This window comes from Bradyrhizobium sp. AUGA SZCCT0182 (genome assembly GCF_018130185.1).
Lineage (GTDB): Bacteria > Pseudomonadota > Alphaproteobacteria > Rhizobiales > Xanthobacteraceae > Bradyrhizobium.
Genome location: NZ_JAFCLY010000025.1, coordinates 40,056 through 52,979, shown reverse-complemented (window position 1 = coordinate 52,979; position 12,924 = coordinate 40,056). Strand labels below are relative to the sequence as shown.

The following is a 12,924-nucleotide window of genomic DNA, read 5'->3' as shown; positions in this document are numbered from 1 at the left end:
CCCTGCACCCCTTAAGCCTGATTCCCGATGGACCATTCGACGCGCAGCAGCAGTTCCTCCGCCTCATCGACACGCGTCGTCGATGTGCTGGTGCCGGTTGCGCTCAATCAGGCCTATTCGTATCGCGTGCCGCGCGGCATGGAGCTGAAGCCCGGCGACGTCGTCTGCGTGCCGCTGGGGCCGCGCGAGGTGGTGGCGGTGGTGTGGGCGGAAAACGCCAATCCGGATCCGCGACTGCATAACCGCTTAAAGGATGTCGGCGAAAAGCTCGATGTGCCGCCGTTGAAGGAGGAACTGCGTTCGCTCGTCGATTGGGTCGCCAATTACACGCTTTCCGCCCGCGGCATGGTGCTGCGCATGAGCTTGCGGATGGGCGAAAATCTCGGCCCCGAACGGATGCGCCTTGGCGTGCGGCTGGTCGGTGAGCCGCCGCGGCGCCTGACGCCGGCGCGACGGCGGGCGATTGACGTGCTGTCGGATGGCCTGCTGCACGGCAAGTCCGAAGCCGCCCGGGAGGCCGGCGTCAGTTCGGGCGTGATCGACGGGCTGGTCGATGAGGGAACGCTTCAAATCGAGGCGATGCCGCCGCCGCTGGCGCCGCCGGCACCCGATCCGTCGTTTGCCCAGCCTGAATTCTCCCGGCAGCAGCGCACCGCCGTGGACGCGATGCGGGCGCTGGCAGCGAATGGCAGCTTTCACGCCGCACTGCTCGACGGCGTCACCGGTTCGGGCAAGACCGAAGTCTATTTCGAGGCGATCGCCGAAATCATCCGCCGCGGCAAGCAGACGCTGATCCTGATGCCGGAGATCGCGCTGACAGGACAATTCCTCGATCGCTTCGCGCTGCGTTTTGGCGTGCGTCCTCTGGAGTGGCATTCCGAACTGACGCCGCGCACCCGCGCCCGCAACTGGGCGGCGATCGCAGCCGGCGAAGCGCCGGTCGTGGTCGGCGCGCGCTCGGCCTTGTTCCTACCCTATGCTGATCTCGGCCTGATCATCGTTGATGAGGAGCACGACCAGGCCTACAAGCAGGATGACGGCGCGCATTATCACGCCCGCGACATGGCGGTGGTGCGCGCGCATATCGCGAAAATCCCGATCATCCTGGCCTCGGCCACGCCGTCGATCGAGACCGAAGTCAACGCGCGCAAGGGGCGCTATCAGCGCGTCGCGCTGCCGTCGCGTTTCGGCGGCCAGCATATGCCGCAGATCGAGGCGATCGATTTGCGCCGCGAACCGCCGCCGCGCGGCCGCTTCGTCTCGCCGCGGCTTGCCGATTACATCGGGCAGGCGATCGAGAAGCGCGAGCAGGCGCTGTTGTTCCTCAATCGCCGCGGCTACGCACCGCTGACGCTGTGCCGCGCCTGCGGGCATCGCTTCTCCTGCACGATCTGTGACGCCTGGCTGGTGGATCATCGCTTTCGCCAGCGGCTGGTCTGTCACCATTGCGGCTTCTCGATGCCGCGCCCGAATATCTGTCCGCACTGCGCAGCCGAGGAATCGCTCGCCGCCATCGGGCCCGGTGTCGAACGCCTGCAGGAGGAGGCCGCGCAGTTGTTCCCGAACGCGCGCACCATGGTGCTGTCGAGCGACCTGATCACCTCGATCGAAACCATGCGCAGCGAGCTGAATGAAATCGCCGAGGGCCGCGTCGACATCATCATCGGCACGCAACTGGTGGCGAAGGGGCATAATTTCCCGCGGCTCAATCTGGTCGGTGTCGTCGATGCAGATTTGGGCCTGAGCAATGGCGATCCGCGCGCGGCCGAGCGGACGTTTCAATTGCTCAACCAGGTGATCGGCCGCGCCGGGCGCGACCAGGGCCGCGGCATCGGTTACCTGCAGACCCATCAGCCCGATCATCCCGTGATGAAGGCGTTGGTCGCAAGCGATCGCGAGGCGTTCTATGCCACTGAAATTGATCAACGCGAACGATCGGGCTATCCGCCGTTCGGTCGGCTCGCCAGCCTGATCATTTCCGCCGGCGACCGGCCGACCGCCGAAGGTTTTGCGCGCAAGCTCGCTGCCATCGCGCCGATCGATGAGCGCATCCAGGTGCTGGGCCCCGCCGAAGCGCCGCTGGCAGTGATCAAGGGCCGCTATCGCTTCCGGCTATTGGTGAAATCGCTGCGCAATGTCGATTTGTCGGACTATCTGCGCGAATGGCTGGCGGCGGGCCCAAAGACAAAAGGCAATCTCAAGCTCGAGGTCGACGTCGATCCGCAGAGTTTTTTGTAGAAGCCCATTATTTGCGGGTGGCAGTCCACCTCAACCATTCGACCACAGATTGGTCGTGTATCCCTGCTCGACAAAGGCATCGATTTTCGCCGCCTGATCCTCGTCGGCGCCGGCCCTCGCCGCGAAGACTTTTCCGAACGAGATGCGCTTGGGTTCCGGCCAATGCTCGGGTTGCCAGAGCTTTGACCGGAGCACCGAGCGCGCGCAGTGGAAATAGCAGCGTTCGATATGGATCCGGATCGCCAGCAGCGCCGGGCGGCCTTCCTTGCCAAGTGTCGCCAGCAGTTCGGCATCGTCAAAGATCTCGGCCCGGCCCGAGAGCCGCAGCGTCTCGCCGGTCCGGGGGCGCAGGAAAATCATCCCGATCCGGCCGGTCTCGATGATGTTCTGCAGGCCGAACGCAAGGTTGTTGCCCGCCCGTTCCGGGAGCAGAACCGTTGTTTCATTTTCGACGCGGACGAACCCGGGCTCGTCGCCTTTCGGCGATACCTCGATCGGCCCGTCGCGACCGGCCGTGGCCATCAGCCCAAACGGGCACGTTTGCAGGAAATCGATCGCCTGTTCGTCGAGATAGGGAGCTATCTTGGCCTTGGTGGTCGCCCGGGGTTCGGGAAGAACATTTCTCAGTTGTTCCACGGTTTTGATCTGGCTCATGATCGATCTCGTCAGTGCTGGTTCAAGGCTGCGGAAGGCGGTGCGCCTGTTGCCTTCGGAACCTAGCACGATCCTCCTGCCACCGTGGTGGCCAGAGCGGCTCCGCGCCGTGCGGGCGGGGTAGCAGCAAGTGGCCCTGCCGGCTCGAGCGCGCCCAAATAAAAAGCCTGCCGTCATTTGCGACGGCAGGCCCTTATCGGTGCGCGAAAGATTCCGCGATCGTTACGCTACGCAACGCTTACCAGGTCTGTTGAACCGGAAACGGCGCTTGATCAGCGCTTTTAGGAGACGACCTCGGCGGTGATGCGGCCGACGCCCTTGGCGCGGGTCAGTCCGACCGCGCTGGCAGCGCCGGTCGAAAGGTCGAGCACGCGCCCCTTAATGAACGGGCCGCGGTCGTTGATGGTGACGATGACGCTGCGGCCGCCATGGGTCACCCTGAGCTTGGTGCCGAACGGCAGGCTGCGGTGGGCGGCGGTCATGGCGTTCTGGTTGAAGCGCTGGCCGGATGCGGTCTTGCTGCCGGATTCATTGCCGTAAAAGGAAGCCATGCCCGAGAAGCTGCGCCCGGAGCTTGAGCCGATCGAGGCGTTGGCGTCCTGCCAGTTGCTGTTGGCCTTTTGGGCGTGGTGGGAATGGTGATGGTGATGACGGTGGTGCCTGGATTTGGCCGAAGCTTCGGTAATGCTGCCACCGGCCAGGAGAGTTGCGGCAATCAAAGCGAACGCTGTACGCGACCGGATGATAGATCCCGGCAGCAGGTTCTTCGTATTCAACATATAAATAATCCCTCAGACAGTATTGCCACATATGTGACAAGTGGAACCCCCGTTCCCGTGTGTGAGATGGCCGTTTGATTAGGCAATGAGGCATGAATTGGGCAGTAATCCTCGTTTTTCGCTGGCTGACATATCTTGTTACCTAGATCAACTAATCGAATCATATTTATTAATACATTGCTTTAACGAATTTTTAACCATTCCAATACTTGGAATTATTGATGAGTTAAGTGTTCGTTAGTGTTCACGACGTTACGGCAAGTAAACGGCGGGGAACTGGATTCGGGTTGTTCCGGAGATACATGGCGCCCATGCAAATACGGGCGGAACGATTGAGCTTGTCGCTGACGCGCCGTTCCGGTGCGGGCCTGCGCGGCAAAATCGTGACGGGCGTTTCGCTGCGAACTGGCGCTGGAAAACTGGCCGAAAAACTGGCCTTGGAAAATTGGATTAGAGGCCAACTAAAATAGTCGTGCGACAAGGCATCGCCCGCGCGCGCCGTCATGTTGCACCTGCGCGCTTGCTATGTTAGCAAAGCCGCGATTTTAACGATCCCGGCACCTCTCGTGCCGGTCGAAAATCGAAGTCCCGCTTGAATTCCAAGGGCTTGGATCGCTAGGCGCCGCTTCCGTGGCGACGGTTTTTCCCTTGCGAGTTTGACAGCAAAAAAGAGCGTCTCTGTGGCTGCTGAAGATCCGTCCGTTTCGGGAGTGTCAGGCCGTTATGCAACGGCCTTGTTCGAGTTGGCGCGCGACGAGAAATCGATCGACGCAGTAAAAGCCGATCTCGATAGATTCGAGGCCATGCTGGCCGACAGCGCTGATTTGAAGCGCCTGGTCCGCAGTCCGGTATTCTCGGCAGATGCGCAGTCGAAGGCGCTCACCGCGATTCTCGACAAGGCCGGAATTTCGGGCACTTCTGCCAAATTTCTCAAAGTCCTGACCGCCAATCGCCGGCTGTTCGCCGTCGGCGACGTGATCCGCGCCTTCCGCGCGCTGGTGGCGAAGTTCAAGGGCGAGGCTACGGCAGACGTCACCGTCGCCGAAGCGCTCAGCGACAAGAATCTCGACGCTCTCAAGGCCGCACTGAAATCAGTGACGGGCAAGGACGTCGCGCTCAACGTGAAAGTCGATCCCTCTATTATCGGCGGCCTGGTGGTCAAGCTCGGCAGCCGCATGGTGGATAGTTCGCTTCGCACCAAACTCAATTCGATCAAGCACGCGATGAAAGAGGCAGGCTGATGGACATCCGCGCCGCGGAAATTTCCGCGATCCTCAAGGACCAGATCAAGAATTTCGGCCAGGAGGCTGAAGTTACCGAAGTCGGACAGGTGTTGTCCGTCGGCGACGGCATTGCCCGCGTCTACGGCCTCGACAACGTCCAGGCCGGTGAGATGGTCGAGTTCGAGAACGGCACCCGCGGCATGGCGCTCAACCTCGAAACCGACAACGTCGGTATCGTGATCTTCGGCGCCGACCGCGAGATCAAGGAAGGCCAGACCGTCAAGCGCACCCGCGCCATCGTCGATACGCCGGTCGGCAAGGGCCTGCTCGGACGCGTCGTCGACGCGCTCGGCAATCCGATCGACGGCAAGGGTCCGATCCAGGCCACCGAACGCAAGCGGGTCGACGTCAAGGCGCCCGGCATCATTCCGCGCAAATCGGTCAACGAGCCGATGGCAACCGGCCTCAAGGCGATCGACGCGCTGATCCCGGTCGGCCGCGGCCAGCGCGAGCTGATCATCGGCGACCGCCAGACCGGCAAGACCGCGATCGCGCTCGACACCATTCTGAACCAGAAGCCGCTCAACGCGCAGCCGGACGAGAACCTCAAGCTGTATTGCGTCTATGTCGCGATCGGCCAGAAGCGTTCGACCGTTGCCCAGTTCGTGAAAGTGCTCGAAGAGCAGGGCGCGCTGGAATACTCGATCATCGTTGCAGCCACCGCTTCCGATCCGGCGCCAATGCAGTACATCGCGCCGTTCACCGGCTGCACCATGGGTGAATATTTCCGCGACAACGGCATGCACGCCGTCATCATCTATGACGATTTGTCCAAGCAGGCCGTCGCCTATCGCCAGATGTCGCTGCTGCTGCGCCGTCCGCCGGGCCGCGAAGCCTATCCGGGCGACGTGTTCTATCTGCATTCCCGCCTGCTCGAGCGTGCGGCCAAGCTCAACAAGGATCAGGGCTCGGGTTCGCTGACCGCGCTGCCGGTCATTGAAACCCAGGCCAACGACGTGTCGGCCTACATTCCGACCAACGTGATTTCGATTACCGACGGCCAGATCTTCCTGGAAACCGACCTGTTCTTCCAGGGCATCCGCCCGGCGGTGAACGTCGGTCTGTCGGTGTCGCGCGTCGGATCGTCGGCGCAGACCAAGGCGATGAAAAAGGTCGCCGGCAAGATCAAGGGCGAACTGGCGCAGTACCGCGAAATGGCGGCGTTCGCGCAGTTCGGCTCCGACCTCGACGCCTCGACCCAGCGCCTGCTGAATCGCGGTTCGCGCCTGACCGAACTCCTGAAGCAGCCGCAGTTCTCGCCGCTGAAGATGGAAGAACAGGTCTGTGTGATCTGGGCCGGCACCAACGGCTATCTCGATGCGCTCCCGCTCAACAAGGTGCGCCCCTTCGAAGACGGCCTGCTGTCGTTGCTGCGCGGCAAGAACGTCGAGATCCTCAATAGCATCCGCGAAAGCCGCGATCTCAGCGACGATACCGCGGGCAAGCTGAAGGCGGTCGTCGAAGGTTTTTCCAAGACGCTTGCTTGATGTGCCGGCCGACTAACTAAAGGTTTGGCCCGGCTTAACGCCGGGCCTGATGAAAGAGGGCTTGCGATCAGGTCATAGAGATCAGATCGCCGGGGTGAACTAAGAATGGCTTCACTGAAAGACATGCGGGTCCGCATCGCCTCGACCAAGGCGACGCAGAAGATCACCAAGGCCATGCAGATGGTCGCAGCCTCCAAGCTGCGCCGCGCGCAGACCGCCGCCGAAGCGGCGCGGCCCTACGCGGAAAAAATGGACGCGGTGATCTCGAACATCGCAACCGCAGCCGCGGGTTCACCCGGCGCGCCGGCGCTGTTGGCCGGTACCGGTAACGATCAGGTTCACCTGCTGCTGGTTTGCACCGGCGAGCGTGGTCTGTCGGGCGCGTTCAATTCCTCGATCGTGCGTCTGGCGCGCGAACGCGCGCTGTCGCTGATCGCCCAGGGCAAAGAGGTCAAGTTCTTCTGCGTCGGCCGGAAGGGCTACGAGCAGCTCCGCCGCCAGTTCGACAAGCAGATCGTCGAACATCTCGACCTGAAATCGGTGCGTCAGCTCGGCTTCATCAATGCCGAGGATATCGCCAGGAAGGTCTTGGCGCGCTTCGACGCCGGCGAATTCGACGTCTGCACGCTGTTCTATTCGCGCTTCAAATCCGTGATCTCCCAGATCCCGACCGCGCAGCAGATCATCCCGCTGGTGGTTGAAGAGCCGGCCGCGAATGCCGGTCCGTCGACGTCCTACGAATATGAGCCGGAAGAAGACGAGATCCTGACGCGCCTGTTGCCGCGCAATCTCGCGGTGCAGATCTTCCGCGCGCTGCTGGAAAACAACGCTTCGTTCTACGGCGCGCAGATGAGCGCGATGGACAACGCCACCCGCAACGCCGGCGACATGATCCGCAAGCAGACCCTTATCTACAACCGCACCCGTCAGGCCCAGATCACCAAGGAGCTGATCGAAATCATCTCCGGCGCCGAGGCACTCTAGCCATTCGCGCGACACCCTGACGGACTTCCAGAGACAAGAATTCGAAGGAGAAAGTTTTATGGCCGCAGCAGCAAACCAGACCGGACACATCGTCCAGGTCATCGGCGCCGTCGTCGACGTGCAGTTCGAAGGGCATCTGCCCGCCATTCTGAACGCGATTGAGACCACCAACAATGGTAACCGTCTGGTGCTTGAAGTCGCCCAGCATCTCGGCGAATCCACGGTGCGCACCATCGCCATGGACACCACCGAGGGCCTGGTCCGCGGCGGTGAGGTTACCGATACTGGCGCGCCGATCATGGTGCCGGTCGGTGCCGGCACGCTCGGCCGCATCATCAACGTGATCGGCGAACCGATCGATGAAGCCGGTCCGGTGGTGTCGGAAGGCATGCGGCCGATCCATGCGGAAGCGCCGAGCTATACCGACCAGTCCACCGAAGCTGAAATTCTCGTCACCGGCATCAAGGTCGTCGACCTGCTGGCGCCCTACGCCAAGGGCGGCAAGATCGGCCTGTTCGGCGGCGCCGGCGTCGGCAAGACCGTGCTGATTCAGGAACTGATCAACAACGTCGCGAAGGCGCACGGCGGTTACTCGGTGTTCGCCGGCGTCGGCGAGCGTACCCGCGAAGGCAACGACCTCTATCACGAGTTCATCGAGTCGAAGGTCAACGCCGATCCGCACAATCCCGATCCGAACGTGAAGTCGAAATGCGCGCTGGTGTTCGGTCAGATGAACGAACCCCCGGGCGCCCGCGCCCGCGTCGGCCTTACCGGCCTTACCGTCGCCGAGCACTTCCGCGATCAGGGCCAGGACGTGCTGTTCTTCGTCGACAACATCTTCCGCTTCACCCAGGCAGGCTCGGAAGTGTCGGCGCTCTTGGGTCGTATTCCTTCGGCGGTGGGTTACCAGCCGACGCTCGCCACCGACATGGGCGCGCTGCAGGAGCGCATCACCACCACGCACAAGGGCTCGATCACCTCGGTGCAGGCGATCTACGTGCCGGCCGACGACTTGACCGACCCGGCGCCCGCAACCTCGTTCGCCCATTTGGACGCGACCACGGTGTTGAACCGCGCGATTTCGGAAAAGGGCATCTACCCCGCGGTGGATCCGCTCGACTCGACCTCCCGCATGCTGTCCCCGCTGGTCGTCGGCCAGGAGCACTACGAGACCGCGCGTATGGTTCAGCAGGTGTTGCAGCGCTACAAGTCGCTGCAGGACATCATCGCCATTCTCGGCATGGACGAACTCTCCGAAGAGGACAAGATCGCGGTTGCCCGCGCCCGCAAGATCGAGCGCTTCCTGTCGCAGCCGTTCCATGTCGCCGAAGTGTTCACCGGCTCGCCCGGCAAGTTCGTCGACCTCGCCGACACCATCAAGGGCTTCCGCGGATTGTGCGAAGGCAAGTACGACCATCTGCCGGAAGCGGCCTTCTACATGGTCGGCAACATTGAAGAAGCCGTCGAGAAGGGCAAGAAGCTGGCTGCCGAGGCAGCCTAAGGCGAATGGCGAACAGGGAGTAGCGAATAGATATTCGCCTTTCCATTCGCCACTCACTATTCGCTACGCGCCACTTCCTATTCGCAGGACTGCTCCATGGCCACCTTCCACTTCGATCTGGTCTCCCCCGAAAAACTCGCCTTCTCCGGCGAAGTCGATCAGGTTGACGTGCCCGGCGTCGAAGGCGATTTCGGCGTGCTGGCCGGCCATGCGCCGGTTGTGGCCGCGGTCCGTCCGGGCATCTTGACCATCACCTCCGGCGGCACGCATCAGAAGATCATCGTGCTCGGTGGCCTTGCCGAAGTGTCGGAGAAGGGCCTCACCGTGCTCGCCGACGTCGCCATCTCGACGCAGGAGCTCGACAGGACGCAGTTCGCCGAGACGATTGCCGAGATGGAAGCCAAGCTCGCCGAGAAGGAAGGCTCCGAACTCGACCACGCCATCGAGCGGCTCGATCACTTCAAGAGCATCGAGCACCAGATCAGCACGACGGCGATGCATTAAGCCCCGGGGTCCCGCTCCGGGGCGCAATGAAGGCCCCTGATAACACCAGCGCTCGTCACACCGTGACGGGCGCTGAACTTTTTGCGGCAGTATTTCTTTCGCGAGCCGCCCCGGTCAACGAAGCTCTCAGCGGGTGCGCCAAGCGCGACACTGATTGCCGCATCGCCGCGATCGGACCAGTCACGGTCGGACCGAACTAGCGGCTTATATCAGCTCTGCTGCTTCATCCCGCGCAGCAATGCCGGCAATCCGGCCAGATCTTTCAGTATGAAATCGGCGAGCGCGGCATCGGGCCAGCGAACATGGTTGCGACCCCAAGGGCCGCGTTCAAGTAAGGCGGTCTTCATGCCAAAATTCCGTGCCGGAATGACGTCGTTATCGAGACGGTCACCGACATAGAGCACTTCGGCTGGATCGAACTCGGACATTGTGGAGGTCTTGGCGAGGGTCTCGCGATAGAAATCGAGTGAAGGCTTGTCGACGCCGAGCTCCGCCGAGGTCGTGATCAATCTGGCCTCCAGGCCGAACGATTCGAGCGCCGCTTTGGCCGTGGGCGGCTGATTGCCGGCGATACCGACAAACCAGCCGTCTTGCGTCAGTTCGGACAGGCATGGCCTGGCGTCGGCATAGAGATCGCGCGCTTCAATCCTGAAATCAGTTCCGCTTCGCTTGCGCTCGGCGGCGGCGGCACGGACGTCAAAACCCGGCCGCAGCCGCTCGAAGATCAGGCGGTAATTTTCGCCTTTGGCAATGATATCGTCGAGCACGGCCAGAAACTCGGCCCTATCGACGCCCATGGTGTCGGCCCAGCCGTGCAGCAGGCGCGTTTCGTCGATCAGCGTCTCGCCAACGTCGAAAAATATCGCGCGGATCGGCATCGGCACTTTCTCAAGTCGGCGTGGTTGAAAATCGTGCGAACGCCGCGGCGACGGCCATGTACACCTCGCGCCGGAACGGCACCACGAGATCGGCGACGCGGTCGAGCCGTTCCCAGCGCCATTGGTCGAATTCGGCCGGCTGCCCGTTGCGCGGCGTCAGCGGGTCGATCTCGTCGTCGCGCCCGGTGTAGCGCAGGGCAAACCATTTTTGCCGCTGGCCGCGGAATTTTGCGAGGCGATGCGAGGGCGGACCGTCATAGGGCGGAAACTCGTAAGTCATCCAGTCGGTTTCACCGAGATGCTCGGCGCTGACTGCGCCGGTCTCCTCCCAGAGTTCGCGCATCACGGCATCGCGCGGGTTCTCGTCGGCGTCGATGCCGCCCTGCGGCATCTGCCATTCGAGACCGGGGAGGATGATCTCGGGTCCATCGTCGCGAAAGCGCCGGCCGATCAGCACCTGACCGGCGGCATTGAACAAGGCGATCCCGACATTGGGGCGGTAGGGTTTTGTATCTGTCATCGAAGGTTGATGCGTTTGGCGTCATTCCGGGATGGTCCGAAGGACCAGATCACAGATGCGCAAATTGCGCATCGGGGAATCTCGAGATTCTCTGATGTGCAATAGCACATCGTAGTTCGCTCGCTTCGCTCACGCCCCGGAATGACGGATACATTACTTGCCCGCGAGGCCGGAAAATTCCTTCACCACGCGTTCATAGACCGGCCGCTTGAACGGCACGATCAGGTTCGGAAGATTCTTCATCGGCTCCCAGCGCCAACTGATGAATTCGGCTTTGTGGCCGCCGCCGGGGCTCGCGACATTGATCTCGCTATCCTTGCCGGTGAAGCGGACCGCAAACCATTTCTGGCGCTGCCCCCGGTAGCGGCCCTTCCAGGTACGGCCGGCCACGGTGCGCGGAATGTCGTAGATCAGCCAGTCGGAGACCTCGCCGAGCTTCTCCACCGATCGGACGCTGGTTTCCTCGTAGAGCTCGCGCTTCGCCGCCGCCCAAGTGTCCTCACCGGGGTCGACGCCGCCTTGCGGCATCTGCCAGACGTGCGTCTCGTCGACATGCTCGATGCCTCCGGCGCGGCGACCGATGAAGACCAGCCCCGCTGCGTTGATCAGCATCATGCCGACGCATGTCCGGTAAGGCAGGTCTTCGTAGCGCGCCATTCCGTCAGGTTTCCTACACACAGTTCGAGCGATCAGGCGGGCGAAGCCGGCAATGCCGGATCGGCGCCATCAGGTTGATCCCTAGCCTGATTTTGATTTCAGCATCGCCGTTGTCAATGGCACAAGCAGGATGCCACGGTTCTCGAGCGTCTTGATCCAGGCAGCGATCCGCTCGATCGAAATCGGCAGGGCAGAGGCGACGCCGACGGCCAAGCCGCGTTCCTTGGCCAAGGTTTCGAGCTTGAGCAGCGTCCGGTCGATCTCGGCCGAGGTCGGCACCGCGTCGATGGTGAAATCGGCCTTGGTGAAGGGCATCGCCTGTCCCGCCGCCAATGCGGGGGCGGCGCTACGCGGGGTGGAGCCGTCATCGAGATAGCCGAGGCCGCGCTTGGCCGCCTCGCGGAGGATCGGCTGCATCACGGCGTCCGTCGCCACGAAGCGCGCGCCCATGAAGTTGGCGATCCCCGCATAGCCCTGGATCCGGCTCATATGCCAATACAGACGGTCGATATTCTGCTCGGGCGCCAGCGTCGTCAGCAGGGTCTGCGGGCCGGGATCGTTGTCGGGATAATCGAACGGCTCCATCGGGACCTGCAGCAGGATCTCGTGGCGTTGCGCCCGCGCGCGCTCGGCGAGTTTCGTCGGGTCGGCCCCGTAGGGCGTGAACGCCAGCGTCACGGCGGGCGGCAACTTCATGATGGCATCAACCGTCTTGGCGGCGCCGACACCGAGGCCTCCAACGACGATGGCGACAACGGGCATTTTGGCGGCCTTCGCGCGGTCGGCGTCGGCGGCATAGACCGTAAACGGCTTCAGGCCGTCGGCAACCACCGGGATCATGCCGTAGCGCGACTTCTCCAGCAGGCGCGGATCGATGCCGGCCATCGCGGTTGCGGGCGCTGTCTCCGCATCGTTGTTGTTGCCGGCATCGCCGCCGATCACGACGTCCTGCCGCTTGCCGCTGGATCCGTCGATGATGGTGACAGTCTTGTTCTCGCCGACCGCAGTCTGTTTGGGCGCGGATTTCGCAGCCTGCTCGACGGGACCGGACGCGGCCGCGGTGGCTTTCTCGTCAGCCACGGGCGTCTTGCGCATGGCGACGTGCGCGATCGGCTCGCCGCCAAAGGGATTGTCCGTAAACAGGGCGATGGTGGCAAAGCCGACCAGGAACAGGCCAAGCAGCACGGCCAGTGCCTGCATCGCGGTGAACGGAAGCCGGAACCGGCGCTTTTTGCGCTTGGTTTCCTGTCCGAGCGGCGTGCTCAGCTCGTCGGCCGTTTCCGTCATGGACCTCCCCGAATCAACCGCGCCGACGATACCACGATGGACCGGATTCGAACGCTCGCGACCCGCTCAAAAGCCGTCCACCCCGGGATGCCGCGGGGGATAGTTGGAACCGGCAACAAAAAGGGCGGCCCGAAGGCCGCCCTTTTTCACGG

At 62.6% G+C, this 12,924-nt stretch carries 13 protein-coding genes; 6 read left to right on the top strand and 7 right to left on the bottom strand.

Annotation, left to right across the window (positions count from 1 at the left end; genetic code table 11):
• The first annotated feature begins 27 nt into the window (after positions 1-27).
• Positions 28-2,238, top strand: a complete 2,211-nt coding sequence (locus JQ611_RS24685) for a primosomal protein N' (RefSeq protein ID WP_212466844.1) — start codon at positions 28-30, stop codon at positions 2,236-2,238.
• Positions 2,239-2,268: 30 nt separating this feature from the next.
• On the opposite strand, the gene JQ611_RS24680 is transcribed toward JQ611_RS24685, so the two are convergent.
• From JQ611_RS24680 to JQ611_RS24670, 3 genes are all read right to left on the bottom strand, one after another.
• Positions 2,269-2,892: an MSMEG_1061 family FMN-dependent PPOX-type flavoprotein gene (locus JQ611_RS24680; RefSeq protein ID WP_212437031.1), complete on the bottom strand. Its 624-nt coding sequence runs from the start codon at positions 2,890-2,892 to the stop codon at positions 2,269-2,271.
• A 281-nt stretch (positions 2,893-3,173) separates the two neighbouring features.
• Positions 3,174-3,671, bottom strand: a complete 498-nt coding sequence (locus JQ611_RS24675; protein WP_212267701.1) for a septal ring lytic transglycosylase RlpA family protein — start codon at positions 3,669-3,671, stop codon at positions 3,174-3,176.
• A gap of 244 nt (positions 3,672-3,915) precedes the next feature.
• The gene (locus JQ611_RS24670) at positions 3,916-4,176 is read right to left on the bottom strand and encodes a hypothetical protein (protein WP_212466843.1); all 261 of its coding nucleotides are present in this window, start codon (positions 4,174-4,176) and stop codon (positions 3,916-3,918) included.
• A gap of 175 nt (positions 4,177-4,351) precedes the next feature.
• Between JQ611_RS24670 and JQ611_RS24665 the strand changes: the two genes are divergently transcribed.
• From JQ611_RS24665 to JQ611_RS24645, 5 genes are all read left to right on the top strand, one after another.
• Positions 4,352-4,912, top strand: a complete 561-nt coding sequence (locus JQ611_RS24665; protein ID WP_212466842.1) for a F0F1 ATP synthase subunit delta — start codon at positions 4,352-4,354, stop codon at positions 4,910-4,912.
• On the top strand, positions 4,912-6,441 hold the full coding sequence (gene atpA / locus JQ611_RS24660) for a F0F1 ATP synthase subunit alpha (protein ID WP_212413589.1): 1,530 nt from the start codon (positions 4,912-4,914) through the stop codon (positions 6,439-6,441). The genes JQ611_RS24665 and atpA overlap by 1 nt, the downstream gene beginning before the upstream one ends.
• 105 nt (positions 6,442-6,546) lie before the next feature.
• On the top strand, positions 6,547-7,425 hold the full coding sequence (locus tag JQ611_RS24655; protein WP_212267706.1) for a F0F1 ATP synthase subunit gamma: 879 nt from the start codon (positions 6,547-6,549) through the stop codon (positions 7,423-7,425).
• Positions 7,426-7,483: 58 nt separating this feature from the next.
• The gene (atpD, locus tag JQ611_RS24650) at positions 7,484-8,926 is read left to right on the top strand and encodes a F0F1 ATP synthase subunit beta (RefSeq protein ID WP_212267709.1); all 1,443 of its coding nucleotides are present in this window, start codon (positions 7,484-7,486) and stop codon (positions 8,924-8,926) included.
• 96 nt (positions 8,927-9,022) lie between these two features.
• Positions 9,023-9,430, top strand: a complete 408-nt coding sequence (locus JQ611_RS24645) for a F0F1 ATP synthase subunit epsilon (protein ID WP_212267712.1) — start codon at positions 9,023-9,025, stop codon at positions 9,428-9,430.
• A gap of 209 nt (positions 9,431-9,639) precedes the next feature.
• On the opposite strand, the gene JQ611_RS24640 is transcribed toward JQ611_RS24645, so the two are convergent.
• The 4 genes from JQ611_RS24640 to JQ611_RS24625 all read right to left on the bottom strand — a co-directional run bounded on the left by JQ611_RS24640 (position 9,640) and on the right by JQ611_RS24625 (position 12,772).
• Positions 9,640-10,308, bottom strand: coding sequence for an HAD family hydrolase (locus JQ611_RS24640; RefSeq protein ID WP_212466841.1), 669 nt, complete (start codon positions 10,306-10,308; stop codon positions 9,640-9,642).
• Positions 10,309-10,318: 10 nt separating this feature from the next.
• Positions 10,319-10,828, bottom strand: a complete 510-nt coding sequence (locus JQ611_RS24635; protein WP_212267718.1) for an RNA pyrophosphohydrolase — start codon at positions 10,826-10,828, stop codon at positions 10,319-10,321.
• Between the two features lie 153 nt (positions 10,829-10,981).
• Positions 10,982-11,485, bottom strand: coding sequence for an RNA pyrophosphohydrolase (locus tag JQ611_RS24630; protein ID WP_212267721.1), 504 nt, complete (start codon positions 11,483-11,485; stop codon positions 10,982-10,984).
• A gap of 81 nt (positions 11,486-11,566) precedes the next feature.
• Positions 11,567-12,772, bottom strand: coding sequence for a divergent polysaccharide deacetylase family protein (locus tag JQ611_RS24625; protein WP_212466840.1), 1,206 nt, complete (start codon positions 12,770-12,772; stop codon positions 11,567-11,569).
• Positions 12,773-12,924 lie beyond the last annotated feature (152 nt).

Coding starts and splice junctions, on each gene's coding strand:
- JQ611_RS24685 (WP_212466844.1), top strand. CDS start 28: ATGGACCATTCGACGCGCAGCAGCAGTTCCTCCGCCTCATCGACACGC.
- JQ611_RS24680 (WP_212437031.1), bottom strand. CDS start 2,892: ATGAGCCAGATCAAAACCGTGGAACAACTGAGAAATGTTCTTCCCGAA.
- JQ611_RS24675 (WP_212267701.1), bottom strand. CDS start 3,671: ATGTTGAATACGAAGAACCTGCTGCCGGGATCTATCATCCGGTCGCGT.
- JQ611_RS24670 (WP_212466843.1), bottom strand. CDS start 4,176: ATGACGGCGCGCGCGGGCGATGCCTTGTCGCACGACTATTTTAGTTGG.
- atpA (WP_212413589.1), top strand. CDS start 4,912: ATGGACATCCGCGCCGCGGAAATTTCCGCGATCCTCAAGGACCAGATC.
- JQ611_RS24655 (WP_212267706.1), top strand. CDS start 6,547: ATGGCTTCACTGAAAGACATGCGGGTCCGCATCGCCTCGACCAAGGCG.
- atpD (WP_212267709.1), top strand. CDS start 7,484: ATGGCCGCAGCAGCAAACCAGACCGGACACATCGTCCAGGTCATCGGC.
- JQ611_RS24645 (WP_212267712.1), top strand. CDS start 9,023: ATGGCCACCTTCCACTTCGATCTGGTCTCCCCCGAAAAACTCGCCTTC.
- JQ611_RS24640 (WP_212466841.1), bottom strand. CDS start 10,308: ATGCCGATCCGCGCGATATTTTTCGACGTTGGCGAGACGCTGATCGAC.
- JQ611_RS24635 (WP_212267718.1), bottom strand. CDS start 10,828: ATGACAGATACAAAACCCTACCGCCCCAATGTCGGGATCGCCTTGTTC.
- JQ611_RS24630 (WP_212267721.1), bottom strand. CDS start 11,485: ATGGCGCGCTACGAAGACCTGCCTTACCGGACATGCGTCGGCATGATG.
- JQ611_RS24625 (WP_212466840.1), bottom strand. CDS start 12,772: ATGACGGAAACGGCCGACGAGCTGAGCACGCCGCTCGGACAGGAAACC.